20 protein-coding genes are annotated in these 18,421 nt (G+C 44.6%); 11 read left to right on the top strand and 9 right to left on the bottom strand.

The features are described from left to right. Positions 1–32 precede the first annotated feature (32 nt). Positions 33–839, top strand: coding sequence for a DUF2989 domain-containing protein (locus AB4623_RS11310; RefSeq protein WP_017059380.1), 807 nt, complete (start codon positions 33–35; stop codon positions 837–839). Between the two features lie 175 nt (positions 840–1,014). Here AB4623_RS11310 and msrB read toward each other — a convergent pair whose 3' ends face one another. After that, on the bottom strand, positions 1,015–1,452 hold the full coding sequence (gene msrB / locus AB4623_RS11305; RefSeq protein WP_080582205.1) for a peptide-methionine (R)-S-oxide reductase MsrB: 438 nt from the start codon (positions 1,450–1,452) through the stop codon (positions 1,015–1,017). Between the two features lie 319 nt (positions 1,453–1,771). On the opposite strand from msrB, the gene gap reads away from it, so the two are divergent. From gap to AB4623_RS11275, 6 genes are all read left to right on the top strand, one after another. Further along, positions 1,772–2,767: a type I glyceraldehyde-3-phosphate dehydrogenase gene (gap, locus tag AB4623_RS11300; protein WP_017059382.1), complete on the top strand. Its 996-nt coding sequence runs from the start codon at positions 1,772–1,774 to the stop codon at positions 2,765–2,767. A 242-nt stretch (positions 2,768–3,009) separates the two neighbouring features. Continuing rightward, a complete protein-coding gene (locus AB4623_RS11295; protein ID WP_017059383.1) occupies positions 3,010–3,894 on the top strand; it encodes a D-hexose-6-phosphate mutarotase in 885 nt (294 codons plus the stop codon). 111 nt (positions 3,895–4,005) lie between these two features. Further along, positions 4,006–4,821: a 23S rRNA (guanine(745)-N(1))-methyltransferase gene (gene rlmA / locus AB4623_RS11290; protein ID WP_017059384.1), complete on the top strand. Its 816-nt coding sequence runs from the start codon at positions 4,006–4,008 to the stop codon at positions 4,819–4,821. A 75-nt stretch (positions 4,822–4,896) separates the two neighbouring features. Next, positions 4,897–5,850 carry a ChaN family lipoprotein gene (locus tag AB4623_RS11285; protein WP_017067181.1) on the top strand — a complete coding sequence of 318 codons (954 nt, stop codon included), beginning with the start codon at positions 4,897–4,899 and terminating at the stop codon, positions 5,848–5,850. Positions 5,851–6,126: 276 nt separating this feature from the next. Then, positions 6,127–6,480, top strand: a complete 354-nt coding sequence (locus tag AB4623_RS11280; RefSeq protein WP_017059386.1) for a hypothetical protein — start codon at positions 6,127–6,129, stop codon at positions 6,478–6,480. 122 nt (positions 6,481–6,602) lie between these two features. Beyond that, complete coding sequence (locus tag AB4623_RS11275) at positions 6,603–8,489, top strand: BCCT family transporter (protein WP_017063436.1); 1,887 nt, start codon at positions 6,603–6,605, stop codon at positions 8,487–8,489. Positions 8,490–8,594: 105 nt separating this feature from the next. Here the strand turns inward: AB4623_RS11275 and AB4623_RS11270 are convergent, their stop codons facing one another. Then, positions 8,595–9,032, bottom strand: coding sequence for a YcgN family cysteine cluster protein (locus AB4623_RS11270; protein ID WP_229647121.1), 438 nt, complete (start codon positions 9,030–9,032; stop codon positions 8,595–8,597). 159 nt (positions 9,033–9,191) lie between these two features. Between AB4623_RS11270 and AB4623_RS11265 the strand changes: the two genes are divergently transcribed. The 3 genes from AB4623_RS11265 to AB4623_RS11255 all read left to right on the top strand — a co-directional run bounded on the left by AB4623_RS11265 (position 9,192) and on the right by AB4623_RS11255 (position 11,272). After that, positions 9,192–9,440 (top strand): YkgJ family cysteine cluster protein, encoded by a 249-nt coding sequence (locus tag AB4623_RS11265; RefSeq protein WP_017059389.1) that lies wholly within the window; start codon positions 9,192–9,194, stop codon positions 9,438–9,440. 100 nt (positions 9,441–9,540) lie between these two features. Then, positions 9,541–10,230 carry an aquaporin Z gene (aqpZ, locus tag AB4623_RS11260; protein WP_048610468.1) on the top strand — a complete coding sequence of 230 codons (690 nt, stop codon included), beginning with the start codon at positions 9,541–9,543 and terminating at the stop codon, positions 10,228–10,230. 373 nt (positions 10,231–10,603) lie between these two features. Next, complete coding sequence (locus AB4623_RS11255) at positions 10,604–11,272, top strand: outer membrane beta-barrel protein (RefSeq protein ID WP_136981673.1); 669 nt, start codon at positions 10,604–10,606, stop codon at positions 11,270–11,272. Positions 11,273–11,326: 54 nt separating this feature from the next. On the opposite strand, the gene recR is transcribed toward AB4623_RS11255, so the two are convergent. From recR to AB4623_RS11220, 7 genes are all read right to left on the bottom strand, one after another. Then, a complete protein-coding gene (gene recR, locus AB4623_RS11250; protein ID WP_019823189.1) occupies positions 11,327–11,926 on the bottom strand; it encodes a recombination mediator RecR in 600 nt (199 codons plus the stop codon). A gap of 77 nt (positions 11,927–12,003) precedes the next feature. After that, positions 12,004–12,333: a YbaB/EbfC family nucleoid-associated protein gene (locus AB4623_RS11245; protein WP_017062338.1), complete on the bottom strand. Its 330-nt coding sequence runs from the start codon at positions 12,331–12,333 to the stop codon at positions 12,004–12,006. A 153-nt stretch (positions 12,334–12,486) separates the two neighbouring features. Then, entirely contained in the window at positions 12,487–14,703 is a 2,217-nt protein-coding gene (gene dnaX / locus AB4623_RS11240; protein WP_372146402.1) for a DNA polymerase III subunit gamma/tau, read from the bottom strand. Positions 14,704–14,721: 18 nt separating this feature from the next. Beyond that, positions 14,722–15,267, bottom strand: coding sequence for an adenine phosphoribosyltransferase (apt, locus tag AB4623_RS11235; protein ID WP_017062340.1), 546 nt, complete (start codon positions 15,265–15,267; stop codon positions 14,722–14,724). A gap of 161 nt (positions 15,268–15,428) precedes the next feature. Further along, entirely contained in the window at positions 15,429–15,800 is a 372-nt protein-coding gene (locus tag AB4623_RS11230; RefSeq protein ID WP_029225617.1) for a YbaN family protein, read from the bottom strand. 74 nt (positions 15,801–15,874) lie between these two features. Next, on the bottom strand, positions 15,875–16,012 hold the full coding sequence (locus AB4623_RS11225) for a hypothetical protein (protein WP_017067606.1): 138 nt from the start codon (positions 16,010–16,012) through the stop codon (positions 15,875–15,877). A 148-nt stretch (positions 16,013–16,160) separates the two neighbouring features. Beyond that, positions 16,161–17,264, bottom strand: coding sequence for a response regulator (locus AB4623_RS11220; protein WP_102332530.1), 1,104 nt, complete (start codon positions 17,262–17,264; stop codon positions 16,161–16,163). A 228-nt stretch (positions 17,265–17,492) separates the two neighbouring features. On the opposite strand from AB4623_RS11220, the gene AB4623_RS11215 reads away from it, so the two are divergent. After that, the gene (locus AB4623_RS11215; protein ID WP_017062344.1) at positions 17,493–18,368 is read left to right on the top strand and encodes a LysR family transcriptional regulator; all 876 of its coding nucleotides are present in this window, start codon (positions 17,493–17,495) and stop codon (positions 18,366–18,368) included. Positions 18,369–18,421 lie beyond the last annotated feature (53 nt).

Below are 18,421 nucleotides of genomic sequence, written 5' to 3'. Positions count from 1 at the left end.
CATCTGATCACAAGTGAAGGAATATGAAAATTATGAAATGGTTGGCGATTAGCCTATTGCCTTTCACTCTGGTTGGGTGTCTTGAAGGGAACAAAAATACCGATCAACTGTGCCAAAGCAATCCGGGTCTTCAGTGTGAACAATTGAACATGAACGATGGGCAATGTCGTGTCGCACGTACCGACCTCATCTGGCATCGATTTGAAGTTCAGAAGCAACCCACCGAAATCAACAAAATTAAAGAATTCGAATTAGTCACTGCCTACAAAAAGTGCCTAGAGCTCGCGGCACAGATCGAAACGATCGATCAATCTAAGCTGCAAGAGCGTCGCTTTACCTCTTTAATGCACAGTATCGAAGAGTCTGAGCGCATTGTTGATGAGCTATCGAAATCTGATACACCGGAAACGCTTTACTTCTTGTGGTCGCAAACTGGGGACACCAATGCCAGACGCAGTTTCCTACAACTAGAAGGCTCTGAAGCGTTAAACACAGCTGAGATGCAATATGCCTTGGCAACCTTCTATACCACCCGCAATCATATAAAGACACTTAAGCTACTCAATAATGCGCTAACGCTTTCTAATGGCTCGGTAGCCAACACTGAAATCTTCAAGTCGATGGCCAGTATCAACCACAGCCTGGGACATATGGAAAAAGCGTACGTTTGGGCAATGGTTGCCAAAGACTTTGACGTGCCGATTGCTTCTGAAGCCGAGCTCACGGTGTTGTACCATTTCGACAAGGCAACCTATAAGAAGCTAAATAAAGACGCAGATAACATCGTCGAAGCGATTGAGGATGGAATTTACAGCCCTTCAATCGTCCCGAGTTACTGATCGCTTCATTTATAGTGTTCTTACTTAAGCTTGTTATTCACCTGCTTTCAAATAAAAACAGCTACCTTTTTAGTAGCTGTTTTTATTTGTACTAGAGTTAAATCTGAAACCTTGGGCGTTTCAGCATTCCTAAATCGACAAATGCGACCTGTAAGGATTAGACAATAGTTACAAGTTATTTCGTACTTTCGTCATTTTTGTTGAAAATTAACGACACTGAATTAACACAGAACCGTTCACCTGTGGTCTTTGGGCCATCTGGAAAAACGTGACCTAAATGGCTATCACAGGCGGTACAACGGATCTCTACACGCTTCATTCCGTGACTTAGATCTTCTATATAGCGTACTGCTTCATCATTCACTGGGGCATCAAAGCTTGGCCAACCACACCCAGAGTCATATTTGTTATCCGACAGAAACAAAGGGCTTTCACAGCATGTGCAGCTATAGACGCCAGTCTTATGGTTGTGCAGTAACTTGCCGCTATATGGGGCTTCAGTACCACGCTCACGACACACTGAAAATTCGTCGTCCGTTAGGCGCTCACGCCAGTATTCATCAGGCTTTATCATATTTCCTCCCTTTTGAATCACGTTAATATCTCTCCACATTCTCAGTTATTATATTTACTTTTTTCTATAAAGGCTTGCATATGAGTCGTTTTGTAGCACATACTTTCTCACCAGGAAACATTGTACATATACACTCATAAGTGAATCATCATTTAGGGGTATTTTACCCAACTGGAAGGGTACAGAGCCACTTGCAATGGTCAATTTTCAATCACTTACACCCAATTGTTAAGAAAAGCGTCGCTTTTTTTTGACATTAAACAAGTTAAGTCGGATTATCTATTGCAGATGTATACTGGATTCTGTAATTTTACTACCAGTTATCTTTAATCAGAAATTAAGTTGTGGAGCAACTACAATGACTATCAAAGTAGGTATTAACGGTTTTGGCCGTATCGGCCGTTTCGTATTCCGCGCAGCTCAAGAGCGTGCAGACATCGAAGTAGTAGGTATTAACGATCTAATCGACGTAGAGTACATGGCATACATGCTTAAGTACGACTCAACTCACGGCCGTTTCAACGGTACTGTTGAAGTTGAAGGCGGTAACCTAATCGTTAACGGTAAAACTGTACGTGTTACAGCTGAGCGTAACCCAGAAGACCTTAAGTGGGATGCTATCGACGTAGACGTAGTTGCTGAAGCAACTGGTCTTTTCCTAACTGACGAGACTGCACGTAAGCACATCACTGCTGGCGCTAAGAAAGTAGTTCTTACTGGTCCTTCTAAAGATGCAACTCCAATGTTCGTAATGGGCGTTAACCAAGCATCTTACGCTGGTCAAGACATCGTTTCTAACGCTTCTTGTACTACTAACTGTCTTGCACCTATCGCTAAAGTACTTAACGATAAGTGGGGCATTGAGTCTGGTCTTATGACTACAGTTCACGCTACTACAGCAACTCAAAAAACTGTAGATGGCCCTTCTGCTAAAGACTGGCGCGGTGGCCGTGGTGCTTCTCAAAACATCATCCCATCTTCAACTGGTGCTGCTAAAGCTGTAGGCGTTGTTCTTCCAGAACTAAACGGCCTTCTAACTGGTATGGCTTTCCGTGTACCAACTGCTAACGTATCTGTAGTTGACCTAACAGTTAACCTAAAAGAAGCTGCATCTTACGAAGAAATTTGTGCTGCAATGAAAGAAGCTTCTGAAGGCGAAATGGCTGGCGTTCTTGGTTACACTGAAGACCAAGTAGTATCACAAGATTTCATCGGTGAAGTTCAAACTTCAGTATTCGATGCTAAAGCTGGTGTTGCTCTAACTGACAAATTCGTTAAAGTTGTATCTTGGTACGACAACGAAATCGGTTACTCAAACAAAGTTCTAGACCTAATCGCTCACATCTCTAAGTAATTTCTTTTTAGAAATCGCTTTAGATAAGCATTAGCGAAGGCTGTTTTGAGCAGACTTTGAAAAAGGCGACCTTAGTGTCGCCTTTTTAATGCCTGCTATCTTTTAAACCGCGTCTGTCTAAGCTCATCAAGATAGCCCAAACGCAAAATTCAATTCTAATACTGACTCTGCTTGTTACTCATGAAAACACAAGCATCACTCTAGTCAGCATTTGAATTCAATTTCCTTAGAAGGATCATGTAATGGATTTATCTACTCTACCTGCACTGGCGGTACTTTCTGACAACGTCACTATCGTTGAACACGAAGGTGTAAAACTGGTTCGCGTTATCCACGATAAAGCAAACGCAGCGATTTCACTGTTTGGTGGCCATGTGGTGTCATTCCAACCGCAAGGTCAAGAAGACCTAATTTGGATGAGCCAACAAGCTAAGTTCGATGGTAAAACGGCTCTGCGTGGTGGTATTCCAGTATGTTGGCCTTGGTTTGGTCGCATTGCAGCACCAGCACATGGTTTTGCCCGTTCAAGTGAATGGCAATTGGTTGAACACCGTGAAAGCGAAGCTGGCGTGATTGTTAGCTTAGGTCTGAAGCCAAGCGAAGAGACGCTAGCAGTATGGCCTCATCAGTTTGATGCTCGCTTGAATGTTGAGATCGGCGAACAACTAAAAGTAACGCTGGACGTGAAGAACACTGATTCTCAGCCATGGACTTTCTCTGGTGCACTACACACTTACCTAAACGTTGGCGATATCCACAACACAACCACCACTGGTATGGGTGCTGAGTACATTGATAGCCTGCAAGGTGGCAAGAACTGCCAAGGTGGATCTGAACTGGTACTGACCGACACGATTGACCGCGTTTACACGCAACCAGAAGCGCAAATCTTTGTTGCTGACAAGAAGCTGGATCGCACGCTAACAGTTGAAAACCACGGTCATAACTCTGCAGTACTGTGGAACCCGTGGGCAGAAGGCGCTGCAAGTATGGGCGACATGCAAGACGATGGTTACCTAACTATGATGTGCGTAGAATCAACACTGCACGCGCCAAGCCTAGAAGCCGGTAAAACACTCCGGCCGGGTGAAAACCACCAACTGATCACTGTGATTAGTGCCCAATAACCGTATAAATACAGTTATAAAAAACGATTTTTGAGCGGCTTTATGTCGCTCTTTTACTTTTTGGTTTTAGCTCGTTACACTTGCGCTGTCTATTCTCCTTTAGAGGTCTCCATGACTTACCAATGCCCTTTGTGTCACCAACCTTTATCTCAAAACGATCGTACGTTTAAGTGTGAAAAGAACCATCAGTTCGACCTAGCGAAAGAAGGCTACGTCAATTTGATGCCTGCGCACCACAAACGCTCAAAAGATCCAGGTGACAACAAAGAGATGATGCAGGCACGTCGTCGCTTCCTTGAAGGTAACCACTATGACCCAATGCGCCAAGCGGTGGTGACGTTGTGTTCTCGCTATCTACCAGAAGAGACGCCTAGCCTATTGGATATTGGTTGTGGCGAAGGTTATTACACCAACGAAATTGCTGTGAATCTTCAAGAAAAGAAAGGGGCTACTTTTGGCCTAGACATTTCTAAGATTGCTATCAAATACGCCGCTAAACGCTACCCTGCTGTCGACTTCTCAGTTGCATCAAGCCATCGCCTACCCTTTGCTGAAAACAGCTTAGACGGAATTCTACGCATTTACGCGCCTTGCAAGGCTGAAGAGTTACAACGCACCATCAAAGATAATGGTGTGGTGATCACCGTGACACCAGCTAGCCGACACCTGTATCAACTGCGTGATGCAATTTATGATGGCGTTCGCTTGCACGACGAAGATCCAGAAGTGATCGAAGGTTTTACGCTTGAGCATCAAGAGCAACTAAACTATATGATGGAACTATCGGGGTCAGATGCATTCGACCTGCTACAGATGACGCCGTTTGCTTGGAAGGCGAGTGAAGAGTTTAAACTACAACTCACCGAGGCAGAGCAATTCAACTGTGAAGCTGACTTTATGCTGCGAGTGTACCGCAAACAAATTTAATTGATATTGATTATCGTTTGCATTGAAATCTTATCTTGCCTCCTTTAGTATGCGTGTTCTTCAAGGAGGCATTTCATGCAACGTATTATTCTTATCGGATTAGCTACTCTTCTCACGGCTTGTGCTAGTCAACCTGCAAAAGACACTTCTCAAAAAGTGGCTCAAACGGAATCCGTTTCCACATTCTATGACTACCAGTTCGCTTCTCCACAAGGCGAAACACTTTCTCTCGATGCATTACCCGAGCAGCTGATTGACGCTGATGTGGTTCTAATTGGCGAATGGCACACGCATTCTGCCATTCACCGCTTCCAAACCGACTTCTTAAAAGCGCGCCGCAACTCAACATCAAACATTGCGCTTTCAATGGAACAGTTCACTCGAGAGCACCAAGCCACACTTGACCAATACTTAAACGGCGAAATTGGCGAACAAATTCTCATGTCTCAAGCGGCAGCTTGGCCAAATTACGAAAGTGATTACCGCGCGTTAGTTGAGTTCGCAAAAGCCAACGACGTCGATGTTATTGCGGCAAATGCACCAAAGCCATTCGTGCAGTGTATTGGCCGTAAAGGATTGCCTTACCTAGACCAATTATCGACCGAGCAACGCCAATGGATTGCTGCCGAAGTGGATACTGGCGATAGCCCTTACAAAGAAAAGTTCATGGCTTCTATGCATCACGGTACGCCAGAGCAAACAGAAAAGCAGTTTGCCGCTCAGGTTACCTGGGACGAAACCATGGCTGAGTCGATTGTGGATTACCTAGCATCAAACCCTGATAAACAAGTGATTCACGTGGCTGGAAAGTTCCACACCGAGGGTGGTTTAGGGACGGCGGCATCAATTCTACGTCGTAACCCTGATTTAAAAATCGCCATCATCAGCCCGGTTGAAGCGATCTCATCGGATAGCGGTGATTATCAGCTTGAAGTGCTTTCGCCGCCGGCTCGCTTTGTAAAGAAAGAGAACCGAATGAAGGCATACAAGCATCTGTCAAAACGTAGCGCTAGCCTAGAGTGTGAGTAGGATCTGTTGATCCACTCTTCTAAGCTAAAGAGTCGATGGGCTAATCCTAGATAATTAGCCCATCGTCACAACTTGATCACGTTCCCGTCATTCATCCTAACTCTATCTAAAATCAAACATTCTTATCGGCACAAGACTTGCTTAGTAAATAGACGATTTAACCAAGCAGACGAAAATGTAATGTGCGAATAAAAAAACATCACTATCGATGATTAATTGCACAAGTTTTTCACACCTCTGCCGATACTATATTTAAGGATAGGTAAGGAGAGCTATATGACGCCAGTAGGAACGAGTAATACTCAGCTGTATTCGCCTTCGCAGATGAACGCTAAGAGTTCAGCTAACGAAGCTGAAAAGCCGACACCGCTTAAGGTTGAGCAAAATACGGTTAGGCTTTCTGATGAAGGCAAAGCACTCTTATCTGCCCTAAAAGAAATTGATAAAGAAGCGAAGAAAGTCGAAGCAGAAAACGCGACAGTTACCGATAAAGTTGAGTCATTCGCTCATGGTGCCTTGGGTATGGATCACCCAGATAAGATTGAAGAAGAAGATGATGGTTCTTATTCAGCGGGGCAATACCTGTCCGCAGCGGCAACCGTAGGCGGTATTCTTCTCGCACTCATTTAGCCTTGCCAACCTATCGCATTCTCTAGAATAAAAGCGATTTATCGTTACGACAATAGACCCGATTAGGTCTAAAAAACGAGTTCATTCCATAATTCCGCTCTCATTTTAATGGAATAATACTCGTGAAAAACACTTTTGAGCTTATCGATAAGCCAACCTTTTTTGGTGCTATAGCACTCCTACTCACGATAGTTTTCCCGCTCATTTTGTTCCCTGCACAGGGCGCAGACTGGATTGCGGTTGCGAAAACATTCATGACTGATCAACTCGGATTCCTGTATCTTGCTCTAGGTCTCGCAGCCTGTGCATTTATGGTGTACGTAGTATTCAGTGATATGGGACAAATTAAACTGGGCGAAGCTGATGAAGAGCCTGAGTTTAAAACTGCATCATGGGCTGCCATGCTATTTTGTGGCGGTATCGGTGCAAGTATCTTGTATTGGGGCTGTATTGAGTGGGCTTACTACTACCAATCACCGCCTTTCCAACTAGAACCTGGCAGTGAAGAAGCAGTACGCTGGGCTGCGACCTACGGCCTATTCCACTGGGGACCAATCGCATGGTCTATCTACCTAATCCCGGCAATTCCTATCGCTTACTTCTTCTACGTACGTAAACAACCTGTTCTAAAGATTTCAAGCGCATTAATGCCTGTTCTTGGTGAACACCGTAGTAAAGGCGTACCAGGAAAGATCGTTGATATCCTATTCATTTTCGGTCTATTAGGCGGCGCTGCAACAACATTAGGTTTAGCCGCTCCTCTGATCACTGAAGGTCTAAATCACCTATTTGGTCTACCTAAAAATAACCTAACGCAAGTGATGGTGCTTTTAGTGTGTACTGCGATTTTTGCTTACTCATCTTATGCTGGATTGGAAAAAGGCATCAAGATCCTAAGTAACATCAACTTCTGGGGTGCGATGGGTCTACTGGCTTTCGTTCTGATCGCGGGTCCAACAATCTTCATGTTAGAAACAGGCTTAGACTCAATTGGTCGTCTACTGTCTAACTTCTTCGTGATGGCAACGTGGGCTGAACCATTTGGTGGTTACGGTACATTCGAAAACACTCACTTCCCACAAGACTGGACGATTTTCTACTGGGCATGGTGGCTAGTATTTGCACCGAGTATGGGTCTGTTTGTTGCGCGTATCTCTCGCGGCAGAACCATCAAACAAATGGTGTCAGGGTCGATCTTCTTTGGTTCTCTAGGTTGTTTCCTGTTCTTCATGATCTTAGGTAACTACGGCCTATCACTGCAGCTTTCTGGTGAGCTAGATGTCGTTGCCATTTTGAATGCGGAAGGCGCAACCAAAGCTATCTTCTCGATGCTTGCACAATTGCCAATGAGCACGCTGGTTATCGCTGTATTTACAATGCTGTGTATCATTTTCACGGCAACAACATTTGACTCTATCTCATACATCCTAGCGTCTGTTGTACAAAATAACGTGACCGAAGAGCCAATGCGCTGGAACCGTATGTTCTGGGCATTTACTCTGTCGTTCTTACCAACGATTCTAATGTTCTTAGGCGGTCTAAGTACGCTACAAACGGCGGCGATTGTTGGTGGCTTACCACTGCTTGCTATCTCTGTGATGCTGATGATTTCAGCGGTTCGTGCGACTAACCTCGACCTACGCCATCAAGATGCGTATATCGAGCCAACGATCAACATCGAAGAACTGCCAGACATGGACCCTTGGTCTGCTGAAGGTATGGCGTTGGCTCAGTTTGAGAAAGAAAGAGATGCAGCACAAGAAGCCGCAGAACTTGAGCGTGTTGCTTACACAGAACTTGCCGCAGTGAAGAAAGAAATTCGCGCTTATGTGCTAGAACAAGGTTCACAAATGGAAACTCACGAGTTACCAGAGAATCTACAACAAGCACTTGAGCAGGCCGAGAGTAATCTTAGTGCCGCACAAGCGAAAAAGATCGAGTTATCTGAGCAAGCTCAGAATGCTCGTATCACGTTCAATCAGGTGGTTGCAGACTTACCGCTTGCTTGACATTAGCCATGACACAGTCCATTGATTTGGACCCTCCTAAATAAGACAAAGGCTCACAGAAATGTGAGCCTTTTTTTATTCGGGTGATTGACTAGTCTTCGTTAACTAGCGGTTCGGGTGGTTCAAGATGTGTTCTTCCCAATCGACAACATCGATTTCGTATACCACTTTGTTACGAACGCTTTCACCTGCTGCATGCATCTCTGTTTTTGATCCGGTGATCAACGGGTGCCATTCAGGAATCGGCTTAGATTCTGATAAAAGGCGGTAAGCACAAGTGTCTGGTAGCCAGTGAAACTCATCGATCTTGTCACGAGTCAGCTTCAAACACTCTTCACCTGAAGTGAAGCGGTTCGGGTAATCTTTACACGAACATGTTTTGTCGTTTAACCAGCTACACGCCACATTGGTGTAGTAAACTTCATCGCTATCTTCATCCATTAGTTTATGTAGGCAGCACTTACCACAACCGTCGCAAAGTGATTCCCACTCATTCTCGGTCATCTGTTCTAGTGTCTTTTCTTGCCAAAATGGATTCGTCATAGGATTACTTCTTACTCTTTTACTGGGGTGCGTGTTATACCGCTAGCCCATAAAAAGTTCAAGGATAATAATTGTTCATTCTTTGATTCAATCAACAGCTGTCACTTTCATCATTTTTTGCTACTATCGCGCACCCTGTTATTTAGTGAGTTTAATTTGATGGAATGTCGCCTAGGTTGTGGAGCATGCTGTATCGCTCCAAGTATTACATCTGCTATTCCTGGAATGCCTAATGGTAAGCCTGCTGGGGTACGCTGCATCCAATTAAATGAGCAAGATCTCTGCAAATTATTTGGTCAACCTTCACGCCCGAAGGTATGTCACCAATTCAAAGCTTGCCCTGTCATTTGTGGTAAAACCGACCAAGAAGCCCTTGATAACCTGATCGAGTTAGAAGCCATTACCTAAGATTATCTGACCTTTTCTTCCTCTTATATATCTAAGATTTCACAATTCTTCGAAATCTAAACTATCTTGTTGATACTGGTACAGATTAATAAGGATCGTTATGAATAGGTATATCGCAGAAATGTTCGGTACATTTTGGTTGGTGTTAGGGGGTTGTGGTAGTGCCGTCTTGGCCGCTGCTTTTCCCGATGTAGGTATCGGCTTACTCGGGGTTTCCCTCGCGTTTGGTTTAACCGTACTCACCATGGCTTTTGCTATTGGCCATATATCCGGCTGTCATCTCAACCCTGCTGTGACAATAGGTCTTTGGAGCGGTGGTCGCTTTGATGCCAAAGACGTCGCACCTTACATTATTGCCCAGGTCATTGGCGGTATTATCGCGGGTGGTGTGTTATTCGTGATTGCTTCAGGCCAAGCAGGCTTTGACGCTGCGGCATCTGGTTTTGCTTCAAATGGTTACGGTGAACACTCACCGGGCGGCTATTCACTTACCGCTGCACTGGTCTGTGAAGTGGTCATGACCATGGTGTTCCTGTTCGTGATCATGGGCGCAACTGATTCAAAAGCGCCTGCTGGGTTTGCACCCATTGCGATTGGTCTCTGTTTGACCTTGATTCACCTTATCAGTATTCCTGTAACCAACACCTCTGTGAACCCTGCTCGAAGTACCGGCGTGGCTGTATTTGTCGGTGATTGGGCCGTTTCGCAATTGTGGCTATTCTGGGTTGCACCGATTATTGGTGCCGTGATTGGCGCGATGATATACAAAGCGGTAAGAGGTTCAGATTAGTGTACAACTAACTTATTGTAATCAGTTAAGTTTAATCTATTGAAGCAGCTTAACTGATTACATATTCCTAAAGAATCAACCACCTCTATCCGGCAACTCAATATTATCATCGCTACACAAGTGGATAGCAAAAGCCATTAGATACAAAGCTCTAACTTCACACTAATGAAATAGAATTATTATTCTAAATCACAAACTTTAAAACACACCTACAAACCATGCTCAATGTTGTATATATTTCTTTAGTATTCAAATACACATGAAATGACTCATTACAATAACAAAACCAAAAAAGCTAATAAAAACAAAATATTACCAGTATTATTCCGCTCAACCGCAGTGGTCGATATAACTAAAATTATCGGAATATACAGTGAAAAAAACAATTATAGCGCTAAGCACTTTGGCATTAGCTTCAACTTCAGTTTCTGCACTTGACCTTAACCCTGAGTTTTTTGTTGGTGGCGGTGTTGGTTATCACCATGCAAAGTTTGAAAGTAAATACTCTGAAGTTTACGAGGGTGATAGCTGGTCAGGTAAAGAGTCAAATACAGCAAAAGGTGCAGCTTTCAGTATTCGTACTGGTGCTTACTTAACACCAAACCATCGTGTAACGTTGACTGCAAATTTTACAGGTGACAATGAGCTTTACTCTGATAGTGATGAGTATGGTAAATATACTGAAAACCTAAAGCAGTCAGAGTACCTTGCGTCGTATGACTATTTACATTATCTGACTTCTGAATTTGCACTATTTGCAGGTGCTACAGCTGGCGTTGTACAAAATACTCTTACTTTTGAAGACAAATACAACGGAGAAACTTCTAAAGATAAATACAAAGAAACCGACTTCACATATGGTCTACAGGTAGGTGCTCAATATAAGATCAATTCAAATTGGTCTGCAGATCTTCAATACCGTCATATGTTTGAGTCAACTTCGGTTTCTCAATCAGAGTCTTGGGACAATGGTCACTACAAAGATACACACACTGTGAAAAACCACGGCGAGTTGACACTGAGCGTAGATTACCGTTTCTAATTTTCGCTAGCAATTCCCCCAAAAAAATAAAAAGCCGCTCAATGAGCGGCTTTTTTAGATCTTATGACGACCGAGTAAGGAGTGCGAAAGCGTGGTGCCATCCACCAGCTCTAGCTCACCACCAACGGGAACACCATGAGCGATACGGCTTGCGTTCACTTCATGGGCATTACATAGCTCAGCAATGTAGTGCGCTGTCGCTTCCCCTTCAACTGTCGGGTTGGTCGCTAGGATTACTTCAGAGATATCACCACGGCGTAAGCGGTAGTCCAGAACATCGAGACCGATATCACTTGGACCAATACCATCAAGTGGTGAAAGGTGACCCATAAGCACAAAGTAACGACCAGAATATTGGCCTGTTGCTTCGATAGCTGCAATGTCTGCTGGGCTCTCTACTACACAGATTTGACCATTTTCCTGACGTTTAGGATTGGTACAAATGTGGCAGGTATCTTCTTCAGTAAAAGTACGGCACTCATTACAGTGACCAATTTCGGTCATTGCTTGGCTAAGAGCTTCAGCCAACTGTAGGCCGCCTTTTCTATCGCGCTGTAACAAATGAAAGGCCATACGCTGCGCCGACTTGGGGCCAACCCCAGGTAGACAACGTAAGGCCTCCATCAAATGCTCCAGCATATGACTGGTACGCATATTTAACCGTTCTAATTTTCAAGTAACGATTTACTCAAGATAAACCGCAGCCTGAATAAACCTTTAGAAATAGTTTCTTAGAAAGGCATCTTCATACCTGGTGGAAGTTGCATTCCGCCAGTTACGCTAGCCATTTTCTCTTTTTGAGTTTCTTCAACGCGACGAGCCGCATCGTTGAAAGCAGCAGCGATAAGATCTTCAAGCATCTCTTTATCGTCTTCCATTAGGCTTTCATCGATATCAACACGGCGAACGCTGTGGCTACCAGTGATCGTTACTTTTACAAGGCCAGCACCTGACTCACCTGTAACTTCCATATTTGCGATTTCTTCTTGAAGCTTTTGCATGCGCTCTTGCATTTGCTGGGCTTGCTTCATCATGTTGCCCATACCGCCTTTACCAAACATGTTAATACTCTCTGGTCTAATTGGTTTATTAAAAATTAATTAAGCTATACGAGCTTAAATGGGGGTTAAAACAGTGTGATTCAACCCCTCGATGTTCAGTTCTCAGATTTGCTTATCTGGGATGATACGCCGGTCACTAAACAAGAAAACGTTCTAGATAGGACGAACGCTGTCTCTGTCGAGTTCAGCGGCAAAACGTCTTTCAATGAACTGTACGTTGGCATCGTTTTCTAAAGCGGTAAACGCGTCTTTCAACTTACCTTGATACAGTCGTTCTCGTAATTCTAGCGGCGTTTCTCCACCATCACCGATTTCAACACTCAAATGACACTCTTCTCCAAGCACAGTATTGAGAGACTGCAATAACTCACTCTGCGCGCGGTCGGTATTCAAGTGAGCTTGGCTCGCTCTTAACGTTAAAGTGATTGATGTGTCGTTTTTAGCAAACACTGAGTTCAATGCTAACTGTTCAACAAGCTTGGCTGTGTCTAGCTTTTGAATCGTGGCTGACCATTCATCTTGAGCAATCGACTCTTGAAGCAATTTATCGACCATTTCTGGTGTCTTAATATGCTCCAACGCACGTTTGATCTGAGTAGGTGTAAGCTCTTTGCTCACCTCTTTCACTACAGGTTTAGACGGTTTCCAGCGATAAGGTTCATTATCGTTGGTCACATTTTCTGTCGAAGAGGCTGATAAAGAAGCTGGCGACACCCGCTCAGAACCACCGTGTTGCTGAGCAACTCGATCAAGAACTGAAGTTTTAGCTGGTGTCGCTTTAGCCTTTTTTGGCGCCGAGCCTTTGTTTTCTGTTGCCGCGCTGCCTCTACGTTGAGAACGTAATTGGTGGCGTAAACCACTCACAGGCGAAGTTGCACGCGCCGGCTGCTCTTGCGGAGCAGAAGGTGCAACGCTTGGCTGTTGAACCGGGCTCTGGTTTTGATAATTCGTTTGTTGCTGCTGAGGTTGCTCTGCACCGTAGCTTGGACGCTCATCATAAGCAGGAGGCGCGTCATACTGGCTATGCGGGTAATCCTGCTCAGGATAACCTTGGTTGCCTGAATGTTCAGCGTAACCTTGCGAATCTGAATACTGTGCTGGATTCTGCTGCACGGGTGGCTGCTGCATAGCTTGCTGTTGAGGCGCCTGTTGTTGCATCTTAGGCTGTCTCGGAGCTGCCATTGGCGCAGGTTGACTCACTGACTGAGCAACGTTCTGAGCTTGAGCTGCTGGAACTGGCGCTGGGCTTGCCGACTGAGTCGAGATTGCCGTAGCAACCGCTTGTTCAGCTGGTCTAAATGCCAACATGCGTAAAACCACCATCTCAATACCAACGCGAGCGGTTGGCGACAATGGTAAGTCTTCACGACCTTTCAACACGATCTGGTAGTAGAGTTGAATGTCTTGTGGGCTAAGCGCTTTGCTCAGTAGTTCAAGCTTCTCAGCGTCAGGCTGTGCCTTATCTAGTGTAGATGGTAAAGCTTGGAACATCGCAAGACGATGCAGTTGAGTCGCAAGCTGATTCAGCAAACCATCCCACTCGACACCGTTCTCAGCAAGGCTTTGGATACACGCCATCGCTTGCTGTGGCTGCTTACTGCTAATCGCTTCAAGCAAGTGGATAGCTTGGTCGGTATCCAGTGTTCCTAGCATGTGAGCAACAGTATCTGTTACGACATTGCCGTTACCTAATGCGATAGCTTGGTCTGTAAGGCTTAGTGCATCACGCATACTGCCATCAGCAGCATGAGCAATCATTCCAAGCGCACGAGACTCAGACGTCACATCTTCTTGTTCAAGAATATGATCGAGCTGCTCGTGAATATTATCAACGCTGATCGGCTTAAGATGGAACTGCAAACAACGCGACAAGATCGTTACTGGAAGCTTCTGTGGATCCGTTGTTGCGAGCAAGAATTTCACATACTCAGGCGGCTCTTCTAAGGTCTTTAGAAGCGCATTAAAGCTGTGCCTAGAAAGCATGTGGACTTCATCGATTAGGTAAACCTTGAAGCGACCACGTGCAGGCTTGTACTGAACATTGTCCAGAAGCTCGCGGGTATCTTCTACCTTAGTTCGTGATGCCGCATCGATCTCGAGCAGGTCAACAAAGCGACCTTCATCGATTTCTTTACAGGTTGCACATTCACCACAAGGTGTTGAGGTAATGCCTGTTTCACAGTTGAGTCCCTTAGCAAACAAACGACCGATGGTTGTTTTACCAACACCTCGTGTACCGCTGAACAGGTATGCGTGGTGCAACCTATTCTGGCTAAGGGCATTCTCTAATGCTGTTAAAACATGGGCTTGACCAACCACTTCTTTGAATTTGGTTGGTCGCCATTTTCGCGCTAACGCAAGATAGCTCATGAATAATTCCGAAAAGGATTAATGACCGTCGAATTCGCAGATGCTAAACACTTCTAGACCTAAGCCTTGTAAGCGCTTGTCACCACCGATTTCTGGAAGGTTAATAACAAATGCAGCGTGTTCTACCACACCACCAAGCTGACGAATCAACTTTGTTGTTGCTTCAATCGTACCGCCCGTTGCTAGCAAGTCATCAACCATAAGCACTTTATCGCCTTCAACGATAGCATCAGTATGGATTTCTAGAGTGTCGGTGCCGTACTCAAGCTCATAAGATTGTGCCACAGTTTGACGAGGCAGCTTGCCCGGCTTACGAACAGGAATGAAGCCAACACCTAGCTCAAGTGCCAAAGGCGCACCAAATAGGAAACCACGAGCTTCAGTACCAACGATCTTAGTAAAGCCCATGTCCTTGTATGTTTCCGCTAGCAGGTCGATAGTCGCTTTGTAAGCTACTGGATCTTCCATCAAGCTTGTTACGTCACGGAACAAAATACCCGCTTTAGGGTAATCAGGAATGCTTTTGATGCTTGCTTTGATCAGAGAGATTTTTTCTGTGTTCATAATCTTATGCACTTCATTAGGCCGCTTTCCAAACTCTCGTTAACGAATCAAACATCAACGCTCGGAATTAAGGAAAGGTACGATTGGTATTCATTGCAACGAGAGTCATAACTCTGATTGCTGAAATAATAAACGCCCGCTATACAAGCAGGCACACTGGCTTAATGGTAGTGATTTTCTTTGCTGTCAGCAACCAACTCATGGGTTGGAAGTCGCATAAACCATGTGAGAAGAATAACAAGTACACAAATTAGGAAAGCCTTGACCCAAATGATAGGGGCAAAGTAGATGGATAACGCAAAACTCAACAAGATAAAGAATACGCCACGCGTTTTAACTTGTTTGGTGACGGCACCGTGTTGATACCAATTGTTCAGCAAAGGACCCAGCGTTTTGTGCTCATGCATCCATTTATGAACTTTCGGATTGCTTCGCATGAAGCATGCGCTGGCAAGAAGGAGAAAAGGAGTGGTTGGCAGAACGGGCAAAACTATCCCTAGAACTGCGAGAAATATACAAAGGCCACCAGCAATATTGAGGCTTAAAACTCGAACGCTAATTGTGGCCTCCTTGAGTTAGCTATCACCAATCGGCGACGACAGCTTAACTAGAATGTTGCGTAACCATTGAATACGCGGATCAACGTAAGTGTTGCTGGTAGCAATGGAATCATTAAAAATGCGGCTAAAAATCCTAAAAAGTAGAATACATTAAACGGGTCTTGAAAGTCTTTGTTATCTGCCATGATTGCTTCTTGTTTTTGTTAGTGAAGGTAAGTATCCGGCGAACCAAACCCGCTTTGCTAAATCGACATTTAACAAAAAAGGCATAGCCACACCATTTGCGCAACTATACCTTAATCAATTATTCACAAAAACCGAGGAAATATAGGGTTAATCAGTAGACCCTTGGTGTATGTCTAAACTAAAACTTGCCGCTCCAAGTAGGCTCAACGACAGTTGGCAGCCCTGTTCGATCGGAAGGTCCCGCGTAATAAAGTTCTTCTTGCAGTTCTCACCCAAGCGCTCACCTGCTGCAATATATTGATTCAATTCACCATTCGACCATTGCCCGTCTAGACCCGCAGGCAAAATGGAGATGGTTCCCTCGGCAAGGTCAGCAACACCAAACAAGGCATTCACTGGGGTGGAGCATTTAGAGCAACGAATCCCCTTCTCTAAGATTTCAGCAATATCTTTGAGATCAACATTAAAATCTTTTCTGTTTCTTATGTAATCGTGGAACAGCGCTCTCACTAACAATGTTGTCGCGGAGCCGCCATTATCAGACGACGATGAATCGACGAGGTAAAAAGCAAACTGCCCGTTCATCATCCACGCATAGTCAAACACAAGTGGCATCATCTCTGTTGATTGCAGTAACCGGTAACTGCAACGCCATGAGCCTTGTCGCGTATCTTTCTCTGGAAGCAGCGCATGCAGTAAGTCTTTTGCTGCGCTTGGGTTATCTTGAAGGTAATTCAGGTGCCAATGCAGTTCTTGGTCTTCAGGGATCTCTCCCCCATCATCCACACAGAACCATTGGCTCGAAAAATCTCGTTGGTCTGAAATGTTATCGAACGAATCTGTCAATGTATTCGCAATCGCACTTCCTAGGTGACGGTGATCCTCTAACGGCTTCGCCAAGAAGTCTTTAATACCAAATCGCAAGGCTTTCGCCACGTCAGACATATCATCAGTGCCAGACACAACGATCATAGGCAGTGACGGGTACTCTAAACTGAGCTCTTCCACAAGCTCTATGCCATCAAGTATTGGCATTGATAAGTCACACACAATTAAATCTGGCGCTGAGTCTCTAAGTTTCTGCAAAGCGTCCAGTCCATTTTCAGCCTCAACCACTTTATAACCGACCTTGTCTAGGTACGCGCTGGTTATACGGCGAAAAATAGGATCATCATCAACCAACATCACGCATTTCTGGTTAATTACTTCCTGAGCCGAGGTCATTACTGGCTGACTGTGAGTTTTGTACATAATCTATAACCTCACAAAACTAAGTCGAATTATTATTGTTATCTGTTCTAAGAACTAATATAAAACTTAGTAATAAAATGCTAAATACACAAATTTGCACTCTTTACTGGTAATTCGTGACGAGGGTTGGAATACTTGTAAATAGTGTAACGAGTTGACGTAACGCAAACATTGATCTCACTGTTACGTATAAATTAGATGAGATTGTAAACAAATGTGTCTGGATTTATGAAATTAGATGATTTAAACCTCTTTCGACTCGTCGTTGAAAATGGGAGCTACACCGCAACATCGCGCAAGACTATGATTCCGGTTGCGACCATCACACGACGCATCCAAGCCTTAGAAGATTCTTTGAACCTTAGGCTTCTCAATAGACACGCGCGTAAACTTTCTTTAACAGAGGCAGGCGAACGTTTCTTCAATGAATGCTCTCCGCTGTTGCAACGTCTCTCTTCTACTGCAGAAGAGTTAACTGACGTGTGCAAAGGCGCTTCCGGTAAGATTCGTATTACGGCACCCTCAAACCTGACCAAGCGCATGATGATGCCAATGTTCAGTGAATTCATGATTCAATACCCTGATATCAATATTGAGCTGATGATGAACAACCAAGCGGATCAGCTGGATCCAACGGAGTGGGACGTAATTTTCCGAGTCGGCCCTCAGCGTGATTCAAGCCTAATCGCTCGAAAAATCAGTGAAGTCAAAGATATTCTTATCGCGAGCCCTGAGTACTTAGCGAAGAACCCAGCTCCAAGCCATGCTGAAGAGCTAGCGAACCATTCGCTACTCAAAGGCTACCCGCTGATTAAGTGGCAGCTGAGTAATTCGAATGAAGAGACGGTGGTGAATAGCGAGAAAGGCCGTTTCAACGCCAATGCGCTTAATGTCGTAAGACAAGCGTGCTCAGAAGGCCTAGGTATCACCCTGATGCCTGACGTGATGATTCGTGAATACATTGAAGATGGCAGCTTAGTGCAAGTCTTAGAAGACTGGAGCGCTAACCCTCGTGATATTTACATGCTTTATAACCACAAAGACCATCTACCAGAGAAAGTGAGATTGTTTATTGATTTTGTGATCGCATACCACATTCATTAAGGTCAATCCCCTTCTCTATAAACAAAAAACCAGAGCCGATGCTCTGGTTTTTT

The sequence above is a fragment of the Vibrio sp. 10N.222.52.C12 genome, assembly GCF_041474215.1.
Taxonomy (GTDB): Bacteria; Pseudomonadota; Gammaproteobacteria; order Enterobacterales; family Vibrionaceae; genus Vibrio; species Vibrio crassostreae_C.
The sequence above is the reverse complement of the archived record's forward strand: the minus strand, read 5'-3'. Positions and strand labels throughout refer to the sequence as shown.

Coding starts and splice junctions, on each gene's coding strand:
- AB4623_RS11285 (WP_017067181.1), top strand. CDS start 4,897: ATGCAACGTATTATTCTTATCGGATTAGCTACTCTTCTCACGGCTTGT.
- recR (WP_019823189.1), bottom strand. CDS start 11,926: ATGCGTACCAGTCATATGCTGGAGCATTTGATGGAGGCCTTACGTTGT.
- AB4623_RS11245 (WP_017062338.1), bottom strand. CDS start 12,333: ATGTTTGGTAAAGGCGGTATGGGCAACATGATGAAGCAAGCCCAGCAA.
- AB4623_RS11215 (WP_017062344.1), top strand. CDS start 17,493: ATGAAATTAGATGATTTAAACCTCTTTCGACTCGTCGTTGAAAATGGG.
- msrB (WP_080582205.1), bottom strand. CDS start 1,452: ATGTGGAGAGATATTAACGTGATTCAAAAGGGAGGAAATATGATAAAG.
- AB4623_RS11270 (WP_229647121.1), bottom strand. CDS start 9,032: ATGACGAATCCATTTTGGCAAGAAAAGACACTAGAACAGATGACCGAG.
- AB4623_RS11220 (WP_102332530.1), bottom strand. CDS start 17,264: ATGTACAAAACTCACAGTCAGCCAGTAATGACCTCGGCTCAGGAAGTA.
- aqpZ (WP_048610468.1), top strand. CDS start 9,541: ATGAATAGGTATATCGCAGAAATGTTCGGTACATTTTGGTTGGTGTTA.
- rlmA (WP_017059384.1), top strand. CDS start 4,006: ATGACTTACCAATGCCCTTTGTGTCACCAACCTTTATCTCAAAACGAT.
- AB4623_RS11295 (WP_017059383.1), top strand. CDS start 3,010: ATGGATTTATCTACTCTACCTGCACTGGCGGTACTTTCTGACAACGTC.
- AB4623_RS11310 (WP_017059380.1), top strand. CDS start 33: ATGAAATGGTTGGCGATTAGCCTATTGCCTTTCACTCTGGTTGGGTGT.
- AB4623_RS11225 (WP_017067606.1), bottom strand. CDS start 16,012: ATGGCAGATAACAAAGACTTTCAAGACCCGTTTAATGTATTCTACTTT.
- AB4623_RS11280 (WP_017059386.1), top strand. CDS start 6,127: ATGACGCCAGTAGGAACGAGTAATACTCAGCTGTATTCGCCTTCGCAG.
- dnaX (WP_372146402.1), bottom strand. CDS start 14,703: ATGAGCTATCTTGCGTTAGCGCGAAAATGGCGACCAACCAAATTCAAA.
- gap (WP_017059382.1), top strand. CDS start 1,772: ATGACTATCAAAGTAGGTATTAACGGTTTTGGCCGTATCGGCCGTTTC.
- apt (WP_017062340.1), bottom strand. CDS start 15,267: ATGAACACAGAAAAAATCTCTCTGATCAAAGCAAGCATCAAAAGCATT.
- AB4623_RS11265 (WP_017059389.1), top strand. CDS start 9,192: ATGGAATGTCGCCTAGGTTGTGGAGCATGCTGTATCGCTCCAAGTATT.